Source organism: Candidatus Poriferisocius sp. (genome assembly GCF_965208355.1).
GTDB lineage: Bacteria > Actinomycetota > Acidimicrobiia > Acidimicrobiales > Bin134 > Poriferisocius.
Map to the genome: position 1 here is coordinate 3,357,765 of NZ_CBDBOM010000003.1, position 20,207 is coordinate 3,377,971.

Sequence of the window (20,207 nt, forward strand, 5' to 3'; positions counted from 1 at the left end):
GGGCGAGATGCTAGGAAATATCAGCCGAAAGCCCACAGAGAGGCCGACATGGAGTTTGGACTTTTCATCCAGGGGTACGTGCCCCAGCATCGCCGGGACGTGGATCCCGATGCCGAGCACACTGCCTTCATGGAGGAGTTGGAGCTGGTAATCGCGGCCGACAAGGCCGGGTTCAAGTACGTGTGGCTGCCCGAGCACCACTTCCTCGACGAGTACTCCCACATGTCGGCCAACGACGCCATCGCCGGCTATCTGGCCCATGCCACCGAGCGCATCCACATCGGCTCGGGCATCTTCAATCCGCTGCCCCAGGTGAACCATCCGGCCAAGGTGGCCGAGCGGGTGGCCATGCTCGACCACCTCACCGGCGGGCGGTTCGAGTTCGGCACCGGCCGGGGCGCCGGCAGCCACGAGATCCTGGGCTTTCTGCACAAGGAGGGCATCACCGACACCTCCCATACCAAGGAGATCTGGGAGGACGTCATCGGCGAATTCGCCAAGATGTGGACCCAGGACACCTACGAGGGTTACGAGGGCAAATTCTGGTCGCTGCCGCCCCGCAAGGTGCTGCCCAAGCCGTGGGGCAAGGGGCATCCGGCCATGTGGTACGCGGCCGGCAACGTGACCAGCTACGCCATGGCCGCCCGCAAGGGCCTCGGCGTGCTCGGCTTCTCGGTAGGGGCCCTCGACGAACTGGCCCCGGTGCTGGAGGCCTATAAGCGAGACATCGTCAACGCCGAGCCGGTGGGGGCGTTCGTCAACGACAACCTCATGGTGACCACCGGGGCGTTCGTGGCCGAAACCGATCAGGGAGCGGTGGACCACGCGCTGCGGTCGTCGATGACCTACCTCCAGTCCAACGTGTTCCGCTACCACGACACCTTCCCCCGCCCCGAGTGGGTGCCGCCGTGGCCCCAGACCATCCCCATGCCGACCGCTGATGAGCTGTGGCAAGGCGTGGGCCAGCCGGGCAGCGTGATGGGCGACCCCGATCAGGCCCTCAAGGGCTGTCAGCAGTGGGCTGACGCCGGGGCCGACCAACTGGTGTTCGGCATGGGCTCCAGCGAGCGGGCCGACGACCTAAAGACCATCGAGCTGTTGGGAAAGTACGTGATTCCCAAGATCGACACCGACCCGGTACACCGCACCACCCGCCTACGCGAGGCCGCGGCTTAAGGGTCAACCAGGAAATATCAGCCAAAACACCAAGAAAAGAGACCGTCATGGAGTTTGGAGTCTTCATCCAGGGCTATGTGCCCCAATTTCGCCGGGAGGGCGATCCCGAAGCCGAGCACAAGGCATTGATGGAGGAGTTGGAACTGGTGATCGCGGCCGACAAGGCCGGGTTCAAGTACGTGTGGCTCACCGAGCACCATTTCTTGGATGAGTACTCCCATCTGTCGGCCAACGATGCCGTGGCCGGCTATCTGGCCAGCGCCACCGAGCGGATCCACATCGGCTCGGGCATCTTCAACCCTCTTCCCCAGGTGAACCATCCGGCCAAGGTGGCCGAGCGGGTGGCCATGCTCGACCACCTCTCCGGGGGCCGGTTCGAGTTCGGCACCGGCCGGGGCGCCGGCAGCCACGAGATCTTGGGCTTTCTGCACAAGGAGGGCATCACCGACACCTCGGCCACCAAGGAAATCTGGGAGGACGTGATCGGCGAGTTCGCCAAGATGTGGACCCAGGACACCTACGAGGGCTACGAGGGCAAGTTCTGGTCGCTGCCGCCCCGAAAGGTGCTGCCCAAGCCGTGGGGCAAGGGACATCCGGCCATGTGGTACGCGGCGGGCAACACCACCAGCTATGCCATGGCCGCCCGCAAGGGGCTTGGCGTGCTGGGCTTCTCGGTGGGTGAACTCGCGGAGTTGGCCCCGGTGCTGGAGGCCTACAAGAAGGAGATCGTGAACGCCGAGCCGGTGGGGTCGTTCGTGAACGACAACATCATGGTGACCAGCGGGGCGTTCGTGGCCGAGACCACCGAGGAAGCGGTGGACGCCATCATGCGGTCGTCGATGACCTACCTCCAGTCCAACGTGTTCCGCTACCACGACACCTTCCCCCGCCCCGAGTGGGTGCCACCGTGGCCCCAGACCATCCCCATGCCCCCCATCGAGGAGGCCCAGGCGATGATCGGCCAGCCGGGCGCGGTGATGGGCAATCCCGACCAGGCACTGAAGGGGGCCCAGGCGTGGGCTGATGCCGGGGCCGACCAATTGGTGTTCGGCTTGGGCTCGGCCGAACGGGCCGACGACCTCAAGATGATCGAGTTGATGGGCGAGCACGTGATCCCCAAGATCGACACCGATCCGGTTCACCGCACCAACCGCCTGCGCGAGGCCGCGGCCTAGACCTAGGGTCTGAACCATGGCTGACGATCCAGCTGGCCACCCCAACGCGGTCATCGACATCGACGACGGCATCATCACGGTCACCCTCGACCGCCCCGACAAGCTGAACGCCATCAGCCATGAGATGACGGCGGCGATGTGGGAGGCGGTGCTGGCGCTGGGCGACCGGGACGACCTTCGCTGCATGGTGATCACCGCCAAGGGCCGCTATTTCACCGCCGGCCAGGACATCTCCAGCCCAGCGGGGAACCGACCCGGCGACCCCGAGACGATGGACCAGCACCCGGGGTGGAATTTCCGCCGGGACTACCGCAGCCACCACCTGCTCTACGACGAGATGGAGGCGGTGGAGAAGCCGGTGATCATGGCCATCCAGGGGCGCTGCCTGGGGGCGGGGGTGGAGATGGCCGGTTCGGTGGACTTCCGGTTCTGCACCCCCGAAGCGTCATTCCTATTGCCAGAGGTGAAATTGGGAGGTATCGCCGGCAGCGGGGGCACCAGCAGGCTGACCCGGCTGATCGGGCCGAGCTGGGCCAAGTGGATGGCGATGGCCGTCATGGAGGTTGACGCCGAGCAGGCCAAATCAATCGGGCTGATCCACGACGTGTACCCCGCGGAATCGCTGATGGACGAGGTGTATGCGTTCTGCCGACACCTGATGTCGCTGCCCACCGAGGCAGTGGGGCTGGCCAAGATGGCAGTGGACGTTCACACCGACGTGACCGATAGGCACATCCAGCGACAATTCGACCGGGTGGCGGTGTACTCCACCGTCGCGGCCTTCGAAGCCTCAATGGAGCGCTTCGGTTTCGACAAGGACCAGAAGTAACGCCACCCATTGTTCACCCATCAGGCAGCTATGTCTCTATTGCCCTGACCCGTACGTTGGTCCCACCCACTGCACACCTTCAGGCAAGCTTGAGACCCAACTCCAGCATTCGATGGTTTGATCAATCCTGATTCCACACACATGCTCGAATCCATTGGCAACTGCGGAAAATTGGCCGCTCGGAACACGAAGCTCATCGATTCTCCCTCTCCCCCAGCATTCCACAGAACTGTCTTGCGTCAGACCACACGAATACCAGCTTCCAGCCGAGATGGCGGAAAACTGAGTGCTAGGTGCATCAATCTGATTTGTACCACTGCCCCAGCAGTCGACGGTACCGTCAGCCCTTAGTCCACAGCCATGGGAACCGCCGACTGATATCGCCACAAACTGGTCGTCAGGCGCATCCGACTGACCAATTCGGTTCTGCCCCCAGCACTCGACGGTACCATCAGCCCTCAGTCCACAAGAGTGATAGCCACCGGTGTCCACAGCGACAAACAGACCCCCGGGTGGGCTCGCTTGACCCAGTTCATCATCTCCCCAGCAAACGACAACACCATCAGCCCTAAGCCCACATGTGTGGTTGACTCCTGCCGCAACCGAGGTGAATTCCCCATCGGGGGCCATTGTCCGGCCCTTCCAGGGCGTGCCCCAACAGACCACAGTTCCGTTGGTCTTGAGCCCACACGAATGCCGTACACCAAGGGCAATTGTAGTTAGCCGCTCGTCAGGAGGATTTGCCTGGTCATCGGTATTCAAACCCCAGCAGATTGCTATGCCATCCGTCCCGATCCCGCAAGAATGATAACTCCCAGAGAAAATACCGGTGAACAGGCCATCAGGTGCATCTACCTCGCCGTAGTAGTCGGTACCCCAGCAGGTCACCGTACCATCGCTTCTGAGCCCACACGAATGCCCATACCCAGTAGCCAGGTCAGTGAAACGTCCACCAGGCGCATCCAATAGGCCGTAGTAGTTCCTTCCCCAGCAGGTCACCGTCCCATCGCTTTTGAGCCCACACGTTTGCTCATGCCCAGTAGCAACGTCGGTGAAACGACCACCAGGCGCATCCAATTGGCCGTAGCTGTTATTGCCCCAGCAGGCCACAGTGCCATCCACTATGAGACCGCACATGTGATCTTCACCAGCCACCACTGTGGTGAATTGAGCAGTCGGGACACCTATCTGGCTTTCATCACCTCTGCCCCAGCAAACGACATTGCCTTCGGTTCTGAGGCCACAGCTGACGTCCTTACCAGTAGCAATGGAATGAAATGGGCCAGCCGGTGCCTCCAACTCACCATCGTCATTCTCTCCCCAACATGCCGCTTCGCCGTCGGGCCTGATTCCACACGAGTGATATACACCGGTGTACACAGCCGTGAATCGCCCGGCTGGCGCATCGAGAGCCTCTTGCTGTTCATTTACGCCCCAGCACTCGACCGTGCCCTCGGTCCTAAGCCCGCACGAATTGAATCCTTCAGAAGAGACGGCCATAAACAGCCCCGTTGGCACCTCCATCTCGCCAAAGTTGCTTTGGTTGTGACCCCAGCATTGGACGATTTGGTCTACCCGGAGCCCACAGGTAAACCCCCAACCAGCAGTGATTGCACTCAAGGGTCCAACTGGCGTCGGTTGATTGGCTTCCGGCTGGGGTTCGAGCGGAACATTAGGGTCGGGGGAAGGAGAGGTTGGTTCCGCAATTGAGTCTTGAGGTTTGCTGGATGCAGTGTCAGCGACTGCCGTATCACCCGCTGATCCAAACCGTAGGCCCTTCTCGTCCCCGCTGTCGCCCGAACACGCTGTAGCCAGAAGCGCCACCGCCAGCCACAAGACAAACACATGAGCCCCCCACCAGCTCCTGCCTCTTCCGATCAATTCCACCAGCCAATCTCCCACTCGACGTTGACTGAACCCATCATTACACCCGTTCCTGTTTGTCAAGAGATCAGGAACAGGTTAAGGCTCGCCCAGGTATTCGCTTACTCACTGATATCGCGCATCTCAGCAACTTACGATGTGACGCGAGCGACAGAATCTGGGTAGCACCGATTGGAGTTTTCCGGCACTAGTAGCCCATATGGCTCCGCTTGGCAACCTCTTCCAGCACGACTTCGGGGGCACGACGTTGGGCCAACGAATGGGACAGTTATGGCTTCGCCATGCTGGTGTCGAGCCTCGTCAAGAGGTCATCATCGCGGGTGGTGCCAGGGTTGGCGGTGGTGAGGAGCTTGTCGCCGAGAAAGATGCTGCCGGCCCCGGCATGGAGGCACAGGGCTTGGAGTTCGTCGGTCATCTCGTTGCGACCGGCTGACAGGCGAACCACCGACTCCGGCATCATGAGCCGGGCCGCTGCGATGGTTCTGACCAGCTCAAGTGGATCGAGCTTGTCGGTGCCGAACAGCGGGGTACCTGGGACTTGAACTAGCAGGTTGATGGGGACGCTCTCTGGGTGAGGATCGAGCCGCGCCAGTTGGGCCAGCAAACCAGCGCGGTCCCGCCGCGACTCACCCATGCCGACAATCCCCCCGGTGCACAGCTTCACCCCGGCGTCGCGTACGTGGCCGAGCGTGTCCAAGCGGTCTTGGTAGACGCGGGTGGTGATGATTTCGCCGTAGAACTCAGGCGATGTGTCGAGGTTGTGGTTGTAGTAGTCGAGCCCAGCTTCGGCCAAAGTGATGGCTTGCTCGGCCGTCAGCATGCCCAATGTGGCGCAGGTCTCCATGCCGAGCGCTCACACCTCCTGGACGGCTTTGCTGTCGCTTTGAATCAAATGCCGATCTTGAACAATCGGCGGGCGTTGGTTTCGGCGAACTTACGGGCGGCCTGCTCGGTCATGGGGGCGGTGGCGTGCCGGAGGGATTCCATGCTGTGGGGGAACAGAGTGGACTCGTGGGGGTAGTCGGACTCCCAGGTGATGTTGTCCTCACCGATCACATCGAGAGCGGCTATGGCGGTGTCGTCGCGCAGCATGCACACGGTCATGTGCTCGGCAAAGGTCTCGCGAGGGGGACGCTCGGCGGGCAGCTGCACCTGGAAGCTGTTGAAGACCTCGCTGGACTGTTCCAGCAGGTAGGGCACCCAGCCGGCCCCGCCTTCTGAGAAGGCGACTTGAATGGAACGGTGGCGGTCCAAGATGCCGGAGAAGAGCCAATCGGAGCAGGCGATCATGGAATTGGCCCCCACATAGGGCAGCACCGTGCAGGGCGGGGCGTCATCGGACGACTTGATGAGCTTGGACGACGAGCCGATGTGCAAGCACACCACCAGGCCGGTCTCGTCCACCGCCTCCCACAGCGGCTCCCAGTGGTCGGTGTACACCGACGGCAGCCCCAGAGTGGTGGGGTTCTCAGAAAAGGCCACCGCCCGGGCTCCCATGGCTGCGGTGCGCCGCACTTCGGAAGCCGCGGCGACCGGGTCCCACAGCGGCACCACGATCAGGGGGATGAGACGCTGGGGATCGGTGTCGCACCACTCCTCCAGGATGAAGTCGTTGTAGGCCGCCACGCACAGTGAGGCCAGCTTGAAGTCCTCGCTGACCACGAAGCGGTGGCCGGCGAATCGGCTGAAGTCGGGAAAGTTGACCTGGGCCCAGATGCCGTCGAGGTCCATGTCGTCGAGGCGGGCGGTGGGGTCGTAGCAGCCGGGGCGCATCTCGCTGAACCGGGCCACGCCGAGTGGGTCGTCGTCGTAGCCGGGCAGCGTGCGGGTATTGCCCCGCACGGTTTGGACTATCTGGTCCTCGTACAGCCAGGCCTCGGTACCATTCTCCAGCTCCACCACCCGGGGGCCGCGATCCCGGTAGGCGGCGGGCAGACGGCTCTGCCACAGATGGGGAGGCTCAATGATGTGGTCGTCGACCGAAATGGGCTTGACGTCGGCCGGGAGCATGGAGGCCCCAGGATAGTGTTCGGGTGTGATTCGCCGGATGTGGGCTCTATTGCTGGCGCTGGTCCTTGTGGTGGCTGGCTGCGGCAATGATGCTGAGGAGCCGGAGGTGCCCGCCGATGAAGTAGCCGCTGAAGAGACCGTGGACCTGGACGAGATTCCAACGGTGGTCGTCCCGACGCCAACCCCAACCACGACGCCATCGCCAACCCCGACCGCAATCCCCGAGCCCACCCCCATCCCCTTCCCGGAACTGCTGGTGTGGCCCAGATTCGAGCCTGAATTGTGGCCGAGCACCCCTGATGAGGCGGCGATGGAATTCGCCCTGCAAGTGGCCAGCGGAGACAGGGCCGCCGTGCCTCGACCGGCCGTCCAATCCGAAATGACCGCCACCGCCGAGCTGCCCAGGATTGCCGAGGACGGCTCGCCATTCGGGTTGGCCACCACCATCCATATGCAGCAGGTTCAACTCGACGACGGCTCCCTGGCCTGGGTGGTGATAAGCGCTCAATCTGACGACATCGTGGTGGAGTTCCCGGCCGCCGGCGAGCTGCTGGCCGGCGGCACGTTGGTGCGGGGCGAAGGCAATGGTTTCGAGGGCTCGATCGTGTTCCAGGTAGAAGACCAAGACGGCCTCCTAGGCCTGGCCTTGGCCCAAGGTGGAGCCCTCGGTCAGAACCTCCCGTTCGAAATCTCCCTGCCCTTCGACCAACGCCCCGCCTCCGGCGACTGGGCAACCTTGACCGGCTTCACCACCTCCGCCGTCGACGGCAGCATCTCCTCCCTCACCATGCTCCCAATGAGACTGGTAGACGGGTCGTAACTGGACCCGAACTGCGATGGGCTCTCGGCAAGGCGTCAGTCTTCGAAGACGGGTGGGCGTTTCTCGGAGCGGGCCAGGATGGCTTCTTCGAAGTTGCGGGTGGTCATTCGCACCAGCAGTTGGGCGTTCATCTCAGAGCGCATGTGGGCCGCGTAGCTGGAAGCCTCCAGGCCTGACCAGAGCAACCTCTTGGTGAGCTCGGTGCCGGGACGGCTGAAGGCCGCGATTCCGGTGCCGATCTCGTAGCAACGCTCCAGCAGGTCGGCAGGCGCCACCGTCTCGCTCACAAGGCCGATGCGGGCGGCTTCATCGGCATCAACGTCTCGTCCGGTGAGCATGATCTCGAAGGCACGCGACGACCCGATCGCCCGGGGCAGGGTGAAGCTGAGACCCAGCTCGGCCGCGGTGAGGCCGTTGTTGATGCCAGCGGCCCGAAAGTAGGCCTCGGTGGACGCTATGCGTATGTCGCAGGCCAGAGCGAGGCACATCCCCCCGCCGATGGCCGCGCCGTTGATGGCCGCAATCACCGGCTGGTGCAGATCGCCGATCAGCTCGATGACCTCGTGAAGACGGTCGGCGGCCCGGTGGGCGATCGTTGAAGGAGTGAGACCATCGATGTAGGGGACCCGGCCCGCGCTCACCAGGTCGGCACCGGAACAGAAGCCGTGACCGGCGCCGGTAACCACCACCGCCCGAATGTTGTTGTCGTTGTTAACATCCCGCAGGGCCTCGGCGAGGGGCACCATCACATCGAAGGCCATGGCGTTCATGCGCTCGGGCCGGTTCAGCGTGACCAGCGCGATGTCGGGCCGGGGGTGGTCGATCAGTACGAAATCGTCTACGGAGGACATAGCGGGCGACAGTACCAGCCACTGATTCCGTGCGAATCCTCCGCCGGGCAAGCCGATCGGGTCAGCTTCCAGCCAGCGTCCAGTAGGCCGGGGCGGGCGGGCTGAGCCGCTGCTCAGTCGGGTGCGAATCGGGCAGGAACCGCATGAACACCGAAAGCGTCCCCGCCGGGTGATGCGATGCCACTGTGGCCGACGACACGACATAGCTGATGCCGAGCTGGTCGAGGTCGGCGGTTGTCCACGGGGCTGTTCCGGGATGCCAGCAGGAGCGGCCCGAGTTGATTACCCGCAGCGTCTCCATGGCGAGTATGTCGATTCGGGGTCGCAGAACACTGTTGATGTCCGTGCTCGCCCTCGTGGCACGCCCGGTATGGCAGGCGGTGCCGTTCCATGGTGCCCAATCGCCCAGCAGTTCCGCTTCTGTCCGCTCGTACAGGACTTCCGTCCAGTTGCCGGTAGTTCCAAACGGGCCGATCACCAGCTCGGCGCCAAGCGGATGCAACACCCGAATCTGGCAGTGGTTGCCCCACCAGAAGTCCAGCCTGTGGTGGCCCATGTCGGCGAAGCTGCGGCCCATTGCGCGGCCAGCAACTACGGGCATGAACTCGATCATGTGGTCGACGATGCAGTTCGGATCGACGCCGAAGATCATGGACACGAGATTCCATGCCCCGGAGTTGAGAACCCCCAGAGTGCATCTGGCGACAAGCCCGCCGGGATTCGCAGCCATGCGGTGGATGGGCCGGGGGTTGTCTCGTTGTGTGCGAGCATAGGCTGGTACTCCAGCGTCCTCGAATGCGGTGACGCATGCCTGCGCCCATTCGGCCATTCGCTGGCCCGACACACCAGCGATGGGGTTCGAGTAGGGGTAGCTGGCACCGTCGCTGGAGCGCGCCCCGCCGACTGATCCCTGCCCCGAAGTCGGCCCGGCCCATATGGTCGCAGCTATGTCACTGCTGTATCCGGCGGCGACATAGGTGCTGATGCCCTCGTCGGCGGTCATCAGCCGGGACAGGCGCACCCGCCCGTTCGCGTCGACGGTGAAGCCCGGCCCGGAGTCGCCGGGGGTGTACCCGGTCGGCCGGGCAGGCGGCTGCGACGAATCGGGCACAGGCAGCGGGGCGGTCGGGTCGAACGGCCGCCCGTCCACGCAGCCTCCCGGCACGATCTGAGTGTCGACGTCGAACCGGCACCGGTACACGTTCAAAAGCGCCTCCTGGTTTTGGATCAGTTGGTCGCGGGCGTCGATGTCCTGCTGCGTCGGATTCTGGGGTGCAGCCCCGGGTGATATCCGGTCGGGGTCCGGGCACCCGCCAGGGACCACCTCGACGTCCACGCCGAACAGGCACCGGTAGGTGTTCAACAGGTTCTCCTGATTGGCGATCAGGCTGTCCCGCTCCTCCACGTCTTGGACGGCCTGCGCCATCACCACAGGAGCAGAGACAGCGGGCACGACCACCGCCGCGGCCAGAACAGCAACAGCCAGCGAGACTGTGCCCCCAGCCCTGAACGCGGCGAAGCCAGACAAGGGCACGAAGCCTAGTTGGCGTATCGCGCCGGCGACCCTGTCTTTGGCCGGGTGCGGCTGGGTCTAAACTACTATTAAATATTTAGAGTAGATAATAGTGGAATTGAAGACCCAGCGTACAGGGGGTTCCGGCCGACAAGTCTTTGACTCCAGTTGAGACTTGTTGAGAGTAAACGCCCTCAACGAGTCTGCTCGCGCACCCGCCAATAGGCCGACGGATCTTTGACTCCAGTTGAAACCTTTTGGGAGCGAGCCGGCCGTGCGGAGACGGCGTGGTTCTATGTTCTGTGCGCCTATTGCAAAGCTCCCCGCAGAGCCCGAGAGGAGAATCGAACTCCTGACCTATTCATTACGAATGAATTGCTCTGCCGACTGAGCTACTCGGGCGCGGGCGTCAGGCTACCAGTGATGCACGCTGGGAAGAGACAGGAAAAGGGCTTGGAGTAGGAGGGGTTCGTTGGGGTTGCGGACCAGGCCGGCGTGGGCGTCGCGGATGCGGGTGATGGCAACCACCGCTTCCTGGGGGTGGTGGTCGTCAGCGATTTGCTGTCGGTAAAAGGCGGCCAGGGTGGCCAGTCCGAAGCGCAACTCGTCAACCCGCAGGAGGCGCTGCTCGCGCCGGTGACGGGCGTCCATCTCCCGGCGGAGACGGCCCTGAGGGCCCACGTCGGCCTCCACGCGGGCCAAGTCGTCAGACTCCACTCGCTGGCGGGCCGTCAGCGGCTCCTGGGCCTCGTCGATCAGCGCCCGCAGCTCGTCGATCAGCGCCGACACCGTGTTCCCGGTGCCGTCCAGTCGAGCCGGCGCGCCGGCCCACGCCTGACGCCGGGCGCTGAGGCTGGAGTCGGTGGCCAGCAGCCGCGCCCGGCTCACGTCCCCAGCGGCGGCAGCCACGATGTCGTCTAGGCCCTCAGAGCTCACCCCCTCGCGCTCGAGGATGCGGCGCACGTCGTCGTCGGGCACCGGGTCGAACTCCACGATGATGCAGCGAGAGGCCACGGTGGTGTGGTCGGGAGGGATCTCTTCGCTCAACAGCACAATGACCGCGGTGGGAGGCGGTTCTTCGATGGTCTTGAGCAGGCTGGCCACTGCCTCGGGCTCAGCGGTGTGGAACCGGTCGCAGACGATCACCTTGAGACGCCCTTCCACCGGGCTGCGGGACGCCTCGAAGATGATCTCGTCGGCCTCGGCCACCCGCAGGGTCCGACCCTCGGGTTCGTGGATGGACAGATCGGGATGGCGACCAACCATGGCTAGGCGGCGGCTACGGGAGTCGGTTCCGATCAGCGATGCGGCAAAGGCCAGTGCGGCGGTGCGCTTGCCGGTTCCCCTCGGGCCACAGAACAAATAGGCGTGAACCGGCTGGGCTGCCGCCGAGGCCAGGATCTCGGCTGCTCGGGGCTGGCCCTCCAATCGGGCCCAGACATCGTCGACGGCATCCTCGATGCCGGGCAGCGAGTCGCCCAGCGAGTCGCCCAGCGAATCGGGTGGCCGCTCATCCAGGTCTAACGAGTCAGACACCGAGTCGATCCCGAACTGCGGCGTACACCGCGTCGGCCACTTCGTCTATCGGTCGGCCACCGTCGATCACCACCCACCGGTCGGGGTCCTGTTGGGCCAGCGTTCGGAACCCGTCGAGCACCCGCTGGTGAAAGTCGGCGTCCTCGGCTTCGATTCGGTCGCCGGGCGATGACTGGCGAGACCGGGCCACCTCCTCGGACACCTTCAACAGCACGTTCAGGTCGCTTTGGAGACCACCGGTGGCAAAGAGCGACAGGGCCAGCACATCGTCGACCCCCAAGTGGCGTCCGAAGCCCTGATAGGCCAAGGACGACCCGATGAACCGGTCGGTGACCACGTGAATTCCTGAGTCCAGTGCGGGTTGGATCACCTCGGCGACATGCTGGGCCCGGTCGGCGGCCATCAGCAGGGCCTCGGCATGGGATGACAGCGCCAGGTCGGGCGAATCCAACACCAGCGAACGAATCCCGGCCCCAGAATCGGTGGCACCCGGCTCGAAGGTCAGCAACGCTCCCAACCGCTCGGCGAGCAGTTTGGCCTGCGTGCTCTTGCCAACGGCCTCGCCGCCTTCGAAGGCAATCAGGCGGCCGGTCATGAGCTAGCAGCCCGTCCCCCGGTCCTGCTTCGGGAGGCCAGGGTCAAGAATCCGGCGGCCACCATGATGAGGGCGGCCAGCCACAGCGTGAGTCGAACACCGGGGATAATCACGTCAAATCCCAGAATGCTTATCTCCTTGTCGAAGAACTTGTCCGACAGACCGTTGAGGAACAGGGCTAACGCAGGTCCGAGCAACAGAGCGAGCATCACCGACGACCGCACCAGCGTGAAAAGCCCGGCGAATACCCGGGCCCGCAGCTCTTCGGTGGCGTTCTCCTGGAGCAAAGTGATCCCCAACACGTAGACCGTACCCGCGCACACGCCGAGCCCCCCGACGAGCAACGCCGACCCCACCAGAGTCCACATCGAAGTGGCCACAAACAGGCACGCACCAGCCCCGAAGACGGCAGCCAGGAAGACCTGCTCTTTGTGCAGGCGGTGTTGCCGCAGGGTCAGACCGGCGATACCGATCGCCACACCAATCCCCAGAGCCACCATGAAGGCGCGGAATCCGTCACCGCCATCTACGTGAAGCACATCCTCGGCAAACACCGGTCCCAGCGGCACGATCATCCCCCCGCCGATCAGTCCGACGGCCAGGGCTACATTCACCGTCCGCACGGTGGGGTTCAAGAAGATATAGCTCCACCCGTCTCGCAAGTCCTGAAATACCTGCTCCGGCGCCCAGACCCGAGTGGAGCCATCGGCCTGCCCACTGGTCGTCTGCGGTCCCCGGGGCAGGGCAAGCCGGGAGATAATGGCCGCGGAGGCGATGAAGGTGGCCGCATCTATGTAGAACGCCATCGACTCGGCGTCGATGCGCAGAAAGTCGACGGCGCTGACCCGCTGGATCACCGTGGCCAAGCTGGCCAAACCGATGGACACGGCCGCGGCCAGCGGGAATGTGCCGTAGGCGGCTACCAATGAGAGCGAGTTGACCGCGGTCAGCTTCTCCCGGGGAACAAGGTTGGGCACCGAGGATTCCTTGGCCGGCGCCCACAGCAGGGCAAAGCCCTCCAGGATGAGTGAGGCCAGCACAAGCTGCCAGACGAAGTCCACGAACGGCAGCCACAAAATTGTGGCGGCCCGCCCGATATCGCACACCACCATCGTCCGCTTGCGGTCCCAGCGGTCCACCAGCACCCCGGCGGCCGATCCGAAAATGAGTCCGGGTAGGAAACGGGCGATCATCACGTAGGCCACCGACGCCTCAGGGGTGCCCCCGCCCACACGGTCGGCGGTGATGAGGATGGCGAACAGGGCCAGCCAGTCGCCGCCGGAGGAGAAGATCTGGGCAATCCACAGCCGGAAGTACTGGGCGCTGCCGAAAATCCGGTCAATCCGAGCCGAGGCCACCGCAGAGGACTTGGGAGAACTAGCGGGCTCGGGCACCGCAGAGGACTCGTCAAAAGCCATGCCGAGCCGCCTCCACCCGCTCAGGGTAGCTACTGGCTTACGATCCCGACCGAGGCGGCGACTTTTTCTTTGCCGTCCCTGATTTCGCCGGGGCTTTCTTCTTGGCCGTGGATTTGCGGCGGGCCGGGGGTTTGCCACCACCGGCGGCAATCCTGTCGCGCCGTCTCTGGAGCAGCTCCGATGCCCGTTCCACAGTCAGGGTCTCCACCGAGTCGGCTTTGCCCAGCGAGGCGTTTACCTCGCCGTCGGTCACGTAGGGGCCGTAGCGGCCATCCTTGACCAGCATTGGCTTTTCAGTGGCCGGGTCGGGGCCGAGGTCCCGAAGGGGCGGCTGGGCTGTTTGACCCCGTCGGCGCCGGGGTTGGGCCAACAACTCAAGGCACTGCTCCAGGGTGATGGTGAACAGTTGATCTTCGGAGTCGAGGCTCCGGTTCTCCTTGCCCTTGGTGACGTAGGGGCCATAGCGGCCGTTTTGAACTACGACCTCGGTGCCGTCGTCCGGATCGGTGCCCACCACGCGGGGCAGCGACAGCACCTTGAGGGCGTCGGCGAGCGTGATCGTCTCCGGCTGCATGCCAGACAGCAGGGATGCCCGCTTGGGCTTCTCCCCGCCGTTTTCGGCTTCTTCTCCGATCTGAACATAGGGGCCGAACCGGCCGGAGCGCACCACCACCGGCAGCCCGGTCTCAGGGTCGTCGCCCAAGGTGCGGTCGTCGGAAGGGGCCGAGATGAACGACAGCGCCCGATCCAAGGTCAGCTCATCGGGGGGCAGGTCGTCGGGCAGGCTGGCCCGGTCTTCGCCGCGCTGCACATAGGGCCCATAGCGCCCGACCCTGACCACCACCGGTTCTCCGTTCTCGTCGGCGCCGATGGGTATGGAGTTCACTGCTCGGGCGTCGATTTCGCCTAGGCGATCGGATACCGCGGTACGAAGCCCGTACTTGGCAACGCCGTGAGCGGAGTCGTCGTCGGGCTCGTTGTCGGCCGGGCCGAAATAGAACCGGCTCAACCACGGAATGGCCTCTCGGTCGCCTGAGGCAATGCCGTCGAGGTCGTCCTCCATGCGAGCGGTGAAGGCATAGTCCACCAAATTAGGGAAATGCTTCTCCAACAGGGTTACCACCGAGAACGCCGTAAACGACGGCACCAGCGCCGTTCCCTTCTTCCACACATAGCCCCGGTCGACGATGGTGTTCATGATGGCGGCATAGGTTGACGGCCGGCCGACGCCGAGTTCCTCCAGCCTCCGCACCAGCGATGCCTCGGTGTAGCGGGCCGGGGGCTGGGTGGTGTGGCCTGAGGGAGACAGCTCGTCGATGGCTAGCGGGTCGCCGGTGGCCAGCGACGGCATTCGCCGCTCGGCCTCCTCCTGGTCGGCCTCCTCGTCGGTGCCCTCGGTGTAGACCCGGCGAAAGCCCTCATGCGTGATCACCGTGCCCGCCGCCGAGAACTCGGCGTCGCGCCCATCGTCGGTTGTTCCACCAAGGTCTACATGGACGGTCTCGCCCACCGTGTCGGTCATCTGCGAAGCCACCGTTCGCTGCCAGATCAGCTCGTAGACCTGTGCCTCCATCTGGGGTACTTCTGCCCTCACCTCCTCTGGGGAGCGGAACTGGTCGCCGGAAGGACGGATGGCCTCGTGGGCTTCTTGGGCGTTCTTTACCTTCTTGGCGTATCGGCGGGGCTCATCGGGCAGGTAGGAGGCTCCAAAGCGCTCAGAGACCGCGGCGCGAGCCGCCCGCAAAGCTGCGTCCGACAGAGTGGTGCTGTCGGTGCGCATGTAGGTGATGTAGCCCTTCTCGTACAGAGACTGGGCCCCTCTCATGGCCATGGCCGCCGACAGGCGCAGCTTGCGACCGGCTTCTTGCTGGAAGGTGGAGGTCATGAACGGGGCCGCGGGCCGGCGGCGGTAGGGCTTCACTTCGACGCCTCGGACGCTGATCTCGGCCTCGGCTAAGCCGCGGGCCAAAGTTTGGGCCGCCTCCTCGTCCAAGTGGACGGCGTCGGGACTGCGGAGTTGGCCATCGCTGGCGAAGTCCTTGCCCACCGCCACTTTGGCCCGGTCCACCGCGGTGAGAGAGGCACTGAAGGTGGAGGGGTCGCCAGGGCCAAGGTCGCCCAACACCCGGAAAACCGCGCTCAAGCTCCAATAGTCGGCCGCGGTGAAAGCCATGCGCTCGCGCTCGCGCTCGACCACGATGCGGGTGGCCACGCTCTGCACCCGCCCGGCCGAGAGACGGGGCAGCACCTTCTTCCACAGCACGGGTGACACCTCATAGCCGTACAGCCGGTCCAGCAGCCGTCGGGCCTCTTGGGCGTCTACCAAGCGGCGGTCTAGGTCCCGAGGGGATTCAATGGCCGACCGAATGGCCGTCGGCGTGATCTCGTGGAACACCATCCGCTTGACGTTGACATCGGCCTTCGGGGACAGGACTTCGAGCAGGTGCCAGGCGATGGCCTCTCCCTCGCGGTCTTCGTCAGTGGCGAGGAACAGCTCGTCGGACTCTTTGAGCAGTTGCTTCAGCTTGCGAATCTGAGACTTCTTGTCGGAGGGCACCACATACAGCGGTTTGAAGTCGTTGTCGACGTCGATTCCAAGCCGAGACCACGACTCACCCCGATACGCCTCAGGTACTTCGCCAGCGTTGCTGGGCAGGTCGCGGATGTGCCCGATTGAGGATTCAACCACGTAGCCGCTTCCCAAATAGCCCGCGATGGTCTTGGCCTTGGCCGGAGACTCGACGATAACGAGGGCGTTGGGCACGGGGAGAAGCTAGGGGTTGGTAGGGAGTTGATGTCAAACAGACCCTAAACCGGATGAGCGACAAATCCGGGGATCAAGTCTCCTCAGAGCCCTTGAGCGGGGGTTCGGTACGGGAGAGAATCGCCATGCCGACCACGGCAGCGATCAGCGATCCCACCAGAATGCCGATTCTGGACTCATCGGCGACAGCGGGATCGTCGAAGGCCAGCCGGGAGATGAAAAGCGACACTGTATAGCCAATGCCCGCCACCATGGACAGCCCCACCATGTGGAGGCCGGACAGCGATTTTGGAATGGTGACCCAGCCCAATCGATGGGCGATCCATGCGAACAACGAGATGCCGGCGGCCTTGCCCACCACCAATCCAATGACCACCCCCCGTGTCACCGGCGAAGTGACCGCGTCGGAGAGCACGTCGCCGGAAAGCTCAACCCCCGCGGCCGACAGAGCGAAGAGGGGGATGATGACGTAGCCGGCTATGGGGTGGAGCATCTCTTCAATACGCAGGCTGACGGGCTGCGATTCTCGAAGGTGGAATCCGACCCGGCGCACGTCGTCAAGGTGCACGACATCTTGCATTCGCAGCCAATTGGCCCAGCGGCGGGCCTCGTCTTCTGATTGGAGGGGCTTGGCCGGGGTGATTAGACCCAGGATCACCCCGGCGATGGTGGCGTGAACCCCGGATTCCAGCACGGCCAGCCAGAAGGCGACCCCGATGACGAGGTAGAAGGGCAGGTACCAAATGTTGAGCCGGCGGAGCACCAGAATGCCGGCCAGCAAAACGGCGGCGGTGAGCAGCCAATTGCTGGAGAGATCACTGGTGTAGAAGATGGCGATCACCAGAATGGCGCCGATGTCGTCGACGATGGCCAGGGTCAGCAGGAACACCTTCATCTGAGAAGAAATGCGATTGCCAAGCAGCGAAAGGACCCCTATGGCGAAGGCGATGTCGGTGGCCATGGGAATGCCCCAGCCGTCTTGGCCGGGCCCACCGGCATTGAAGGCGAAGTAGACGAGGGCAGGCACCACCATGCCGCCGAGGGCGGCCACCGCGGGCAGCGCGGCAAAGCGGGGATCCCGGAGCTGCCCGCTCACCAACTCCCGCTTGATCTCCAAGCCGACCACGAAAAAGAACACGGCCATGAGGCCGTCCTGCACTATGTGCGCGAGATCACGCTCAAAGTGATAGTCGCCCACCGCGAACGAGAGGTGGGTGTGCCAGAAGTCGTTATAGGAGTCCTGCCAAGGGGAGTTGACCCATACGAGGGCGGCCACCGTGGCGACCAGCATGAGAACACCGCCCGCGGCCTCGATGGCCGCGAAATGGTGAATCGGACGGCCGATATACCGGGCCAACCTGCTGGGGCCACCCAGGAAGGTCAGATCGCTGAGAAGGTTTTTGTCAGCCACCAGCGCTGAAAGTAGCCGCTCTTAGCCTGGCTTTCTCAGTCACAGCGAGCACTCGGCCGTTCATTCGCATTCGGCTCAGGAATTCGAGTTGTTGTTCGAGAGGTCGATGGCCAAATAGACCTCGGTGCCGTCGGGCCCGCTCTGTATCTCGACCTTGTCGGAGAGGATTCTCATGAGATAAATGCCCAAGCCCCGCTCGAAGTTCAAGCGGCTGGGATCGTCGGGCTCGGGGAGTACCTGAATCTGATCGGGATAGAAGCCGTAGCCCCGATCGGTGATGTGGAATTCAAGGCGGTCGTCGAAGAGCGTGCAGCGTATCCGGATGGAATCGTCACGACAGGCTCGGGCATGGGCTTCAATGGCATTGGTCGTGGCCTCGGAAACCGCCACCTTGAAGTCCTCGATTCGCTCTCGACTTAGGGATGCATCCATTTCGGCGGCTTCGACCACCAAGGAGCGAACCAACGAGAGATATTCCGGGCGAGCGGGAATCTCAAAGTCGAATTGGGTGGGGTCGGATGTCACGAGCCAGAACCCTCGGTGGCCGCCGAAACCGAGTCGAACACATCCAAGACACGGTCGAGCCGAGTGAGCTCGATCAGATCTGCGAGGCGGGAACCCGTTGTGACCAACCGGATGTCTCCTCCGGCGCTTCGCACTCGCTTGGCCCCGCCCATGAGCACGCCGAGACCGGTGGAATCTATGTAATCCACCCCGGAGAGATCGATGACCACGTTTTGAGCCCCGCCACTGATCAAGGCGAGCAGCCGCTGGCGGAATCGGGGCGCGGTGGCCATGTCGATCTCACCGGTAACCGTTAGGACCTCCCATCCTTTATGGGAGGCAACGGTGACGCCGAATTCCACGACATATCAGACTAGTGGTGGTTTCATTTCGTTTCGGTCCAGAGCGGCTATTCCACGCGAACGGTCAACGCCTCTTGGATGGTCACCGCGGGGAACAGGCGGCCCACGAAGGGCACTGAGGGCTTGGGCCGAAAGCGCACGGTGACTTGAAGGAGGCCGCCGGTCGTCCGGCTGCCCTCGGTTTCCACCACCAACCTGTCTGGATCCAAATTGGTGGCAGCAAGCGCGGCGGCGGAAGCTGCCTCGGTGGTGGGGGTAACCGCCGCAGCACGGGCTGCCTCTCGGGCCGCATGTACCACCAAAACGTGGTCTCGCACCAAAAGCCCCACCTGAACCAGCGCCAACACCACCGCCATGATCAGCGGAAGCACCAGAGCAGTCTCTACCGCAGCCTGTCCTCGGTCGCGGGCCGCAGGGCCCACCTCCGGGCCGCTAGCCGACAAGGCCGGTGATGTGGCGGAAAACGGCGTCGAGAAGGTTGGAGATTCGGTTGGTCCTGGTGACCCAGGTCACCAGGAGCATCGCTATTGCGGCGGCCCCCAGGAGGATGAGGGCATATTCGGCGGTGGCCTGACCCCGGTCTGATCGAAGTCGGGCCAGCCATGAGTGAACGTTGATGAGACATCGAAGTAAGAACATGCTGAATACCTGTGCGGAATGGAAGCGGAAGGGGAAGATGGGGTCTTGGTCATTGGCGCAAGATCGAAAGCGTCTCGGCCATTACCGGAGCCAGGGTGAGGAGAACGAAGGCCGGGAGTATGCAGATCACCAAGGGCAACAACAGCCGCAGCGGCAGACGCCGAGCCAGATCCTCGGCCCGGCGGCGTCGCAGAAGGCGACTGTCGGCCGCCAGCTGCTCCAGAGCGGGCTCCAAATTGGTGCCGTAGCGGTCGCCGTCGATCAGGACCCTCACCAAGGGACGCACCGGCTCGCCGACAGAGTCCGGCAGGGTTTCCAGCGCATCGGCCAGGCGCATGCCAGTACGGACCCGCCAGCTGGCACCGGCCAATCCAAGGCCCACCGGGCCGCCGAGGCGATCCCCTACCGCAGCCACCGCCTGATGAATGTTGAGTCCCGAGGAGATAGCCAGCCGCAGCAGATCGACTACTTCGGGCAATTCCTCCAGCACCTCGGCCTGTCGCCGTCGTTGCTGCCGGACTCGCTGTCGGTGAGGGGTGATCCAAACCAGCAGACCGATACCGACCCCGACCCCCGGATGAACGGCCACAGCAATCACGATGGCCAAAGCAATCCCGAGTGCCGTTGCCTTTGTGGAAGAGCCGACCCGCTGCGGGATGGGAGTGGGTGATCGAACCTGACGGGGCCGTCTACGCCAACCCCACAGCACCACCACGCTTG

General features: G+C 63.8%; 18 protein-coding genes, 1 tRNA gene and 1 pseudogene. 4 read left to right on the forward strand and 16 right to left on the reverse strand.

What is annotated here, in order from left to right; all coding sequences use genetic code 11:
* Positions 1-48 precede the first annotated feature (48 nt).
* From ACOGXH_RS16850 to ACOGXH_RS16860, 3 genes are read left to right on the forward strand one after another with little or no spacing between them, the layout of a single operon-like run.
* The gene (locus ACOGXH_RS16850) at positions 49-1,176 is read left to right on the forward strand and encodes an LLM class flavin-dependent oxidoreductase (protein WP_419930247.1); all 1,128 of its coding nucleotides are present in this window, start codon (positions 49-51) and stop codon (positions 1,174-1,176) included.
* A gap of 47 nt (positions 1,177-1,223) precedes the next feature.
* Positions 1,224-2,351 (forward strand): LLM class flavin-dependent oxidoreductase, encoded by a 1,128-nt coding sequence (locus tag ACOGXH_RS16855; RefSeq protein ID WP_419930248.1) that lies wholly within the window; start codon positions 1,224-1,226, stop codon positions 2,349-2,351.
* 16 nt (positions 2,352-2,367) lie between these two features.
* Positions 2,368-3,180 carry an enoyl-CoA hydratase/isomerase family protein gene (locus ACOGXH_RS16860; protein WP_419930249.1) on the forward strand — a complete coding sequence of 271 codons (813 nt, stop codon included), beginning with the start codon at positions 2,368-2,370 and terminating at the stop codon, positions 3,178-3,180.
* Positions 3,181-3,216: 36 nt separating this feature from the next.
* Here the strand turns inward: ACOGXH_RS16860 and ACOGXH_RS16865 are convergent, their stop codons facing one another.
* The 3 genes and pseudogenes from ACOGXH_RS16865 to ACOGXH_RS16875 all read right to left on the reverse strand — a co-directional run bounded on the left by ACOGXH_RS16865 (position 3,217) and on the right by ACOGXH_RS16875 (position 7,074).
* Positions 3,217-4,704, reverse strand: a complete 1,488-nt coding sequence (locus ACOGXH_RS16865) for an RCC1 domain-containing protein (protein ID WP_419930250.1) — start codon at positions 4,702-4,704, stop codon at positions 3,217-3,219.
* Between the two features lie 628 nt (positions 4,705-5,332).
* Positions 5,333-5,917, reverse strand: a pseudogene (gene bioB, locus ACOGXH_RS16870) (biotin synthase BioB); the annotation flags it as partial.
* Positions 5,918-5,952: 35 nt separating this feature from the next.
* Entirely contained in the window at positions 5,953-7,074 is a 1,122-nt protein-coding gene (locus tag ACOGXH_RS16875) for an amidohydrolase family protein (protein WP_419930251.1), read from the reverse strand.
* Positions 7,075-7,099: 25 nt separating this feature from the next.
* Here ACOGXH_RS16875 and ACOGXH_RS16880 point away from each other — a divergent pair, with 25 nt between their 5' ends.
* The gene (locus ACOGXH_RS16880) at positions 7,100-7,894 is read left to right on the forward strand and encodes a Gmad2 immunoglobulin-like domain-containing protein (protein ID WP_419930252.1); all 795 of its coding nucleotides are present in this window, start codon (positions 7,100-7,102) and stop codon (positions 7,892-7,894) included.
* A 35-nt stretch (positions 7,895-7,929) separates the two neighbouring features.
* On the opposite strand, the gene ACOGXH_RS16885 is transcribed toward ACOGXH_RS16880, so the two are convergent.
* The 13 genes from ACOGXH_RS16885 to ACOGXH_RS16945 all read right to left on the reverse strand — a co-directional run bounded on the left by ACOGXH_RS16885 (position 7,930) and on the right by ACOGXH_RS16945 (position 20,076).
* Positions 7,930-8,745 carry an enoyl-CoA hydratase gene (locus ACOGXH_RS16885; RefSeq protein WP_419930253.1) on the reverse strand — a complete coding sequence of 272 codons (816 nt, stop codon included), beginning with the start codon at positions 8,743-8,745 and terminating at the stop codon, positions 7,930-7,932.
* Positions 8,746-8,806: 61 nt separating this feature from the next.
* Positions 8,807-10,273, reverse strand: coding sequence for a hypothetical protein (locus ACOGXH_RS16890; RefSeq protein WP_419930254.1), 1,467 nt, complete (start codon positions 10,271-10,273; stop codon positions 8,807-8,809).
* A 314-nt stretch (positions 10,274-10,587) separates the two neighbouring features.
* Positions 10,588-10,660: transfer RNA gene (locus ACOGXH_RS16895), tRNA-Thr, on the reverse strand.
* A 12-nt stretch (positions 10,661-10,672) separates the two neighbouring features.
* The gene (locus tag ACOGXH_RS16900; RefSeq protein WP_419930255.1) at positions 10,673-11,794 is read right to left on the reverse strand and encodes a hypothetical protein; all 1,122 of its coding nucleotides are present in this window, start codon (positions 11,792-11,794) and stop codon (positions 10,673-10,675) included.
* A complete protein-coding gene (tmk, locus tag ACOGXH_RS16905; RefSeq protein ID WP_419930256.1) occupies positions 11,787-12,389 on the reverse strand; it encodes a dTMP kinase in 603 nt (200 codons plus the stop codon). The genes ACOGXH_RS16900 and tmk overlap by 8 nt, the downstream gene beginning before the upstream one ends.
* The gene (locus ACOGXH_RS16910; RefSeq protein ID WP_419930257.1) at positions 12,386-13,807 is read right to left on the reverse strand and encodes an MFS transporter; all 1,422 of its coding nucleotides are present in this window, start codon (positions 13,805-13,807) and stop codon (positions 12,386-12,388) included. Before ACOGXH_RS16910 ends, tmk begins: the two co-directional genes overlap by 4 nt.
* Positions 13,808-13,844: 37 nt before the next feature.
* Positions 13,845-16,571 (reverse strand): type I DNA topoisomerase, encoded by a 2,727-nt coding sequence (gene topA / locus ACOGXH_RS16915; RefSeq protein ID WP_419930258.1) that lies wholly within the window; start codon positions 16,569-16,571, stop codon positions 13,845-13,847.
* 73 nt (positions 16,572-16,644) lie between these two features.
* Entirely contained in the window at positions 16,645-17,982 is a 1,338-nt protein-coding gene (nhaA, locus tag ACOGXH_RS16920) for a Na+/H+ antiporter NhaA (RefSeq protein WP_419930259.1), read from the reverse strand.
* A gap of 75 nt (positions 17,983-18,057) precedes the next feature.
* Positions 18,058-18,507 (reverse strand): ATP-binding protein, encoded by a 450-nt coding sequence (locus ACOGXH_RS16925; RefSeq protein WP_419930260.1) that lies wholly within the window; start codon positions 18,505-18,507, stop codon positions 18,058-18,060.
* Positions 18,504-18,848 (reverse strand): STAS domain-containing protein, encoded by a 345-nt coding sequence (locus ACOGXH_RS16930; protein WP_419930261.1) that lies wholly within the window; start codon positions 18,846-18,848, stop codon positions 18,504-18,506. Before ACOGXH_RS16930 ends, ACOGXH_RS16925 begins: the two co-directional genes overlap by 4 nt.
* A gap of 47 nt (positions 18,849-18,895) precedes the next feature.
* Complete coding sequence (locus tag ACOGXH_RS16935; RefSeq protein WP_419930262.1) at positions 18,896-19,270, reverse strand: TadE/TadG family type IV pilus assembly protein; 375 nt, start codon at positions 19,268-19,270, stop codon at positions 18,896-18,898.
* Positions 19,271-19,280: 10 nt separating this feature from the next.
* Positions 19,281-19,487: a DUF4244 domain-containing protein gene (locus ACOGXH_RS16940; protein WP_419930263.1), complete on the reverse strand. Its 207-nt coding sequence runs from the start codon at positions 19,485-19,487 to the stop codon at positions 19,281-19,283.
* A gap of 49 nt (positions 19,488-19,536) precedes the next feature.
* On the reverse strand, positions 19,537-20,076 hold the full coding sequence (locus ACOGXH_RS16945; protein ID WP_419930264.1) for a type II secretion system F family protein: 540 nt from the start codon (positions 20,074-20,076) through the stop codon (positions 19,537-19,539).
* Positions 20,077-20,207: the final 131 nt, after the last annotated feature.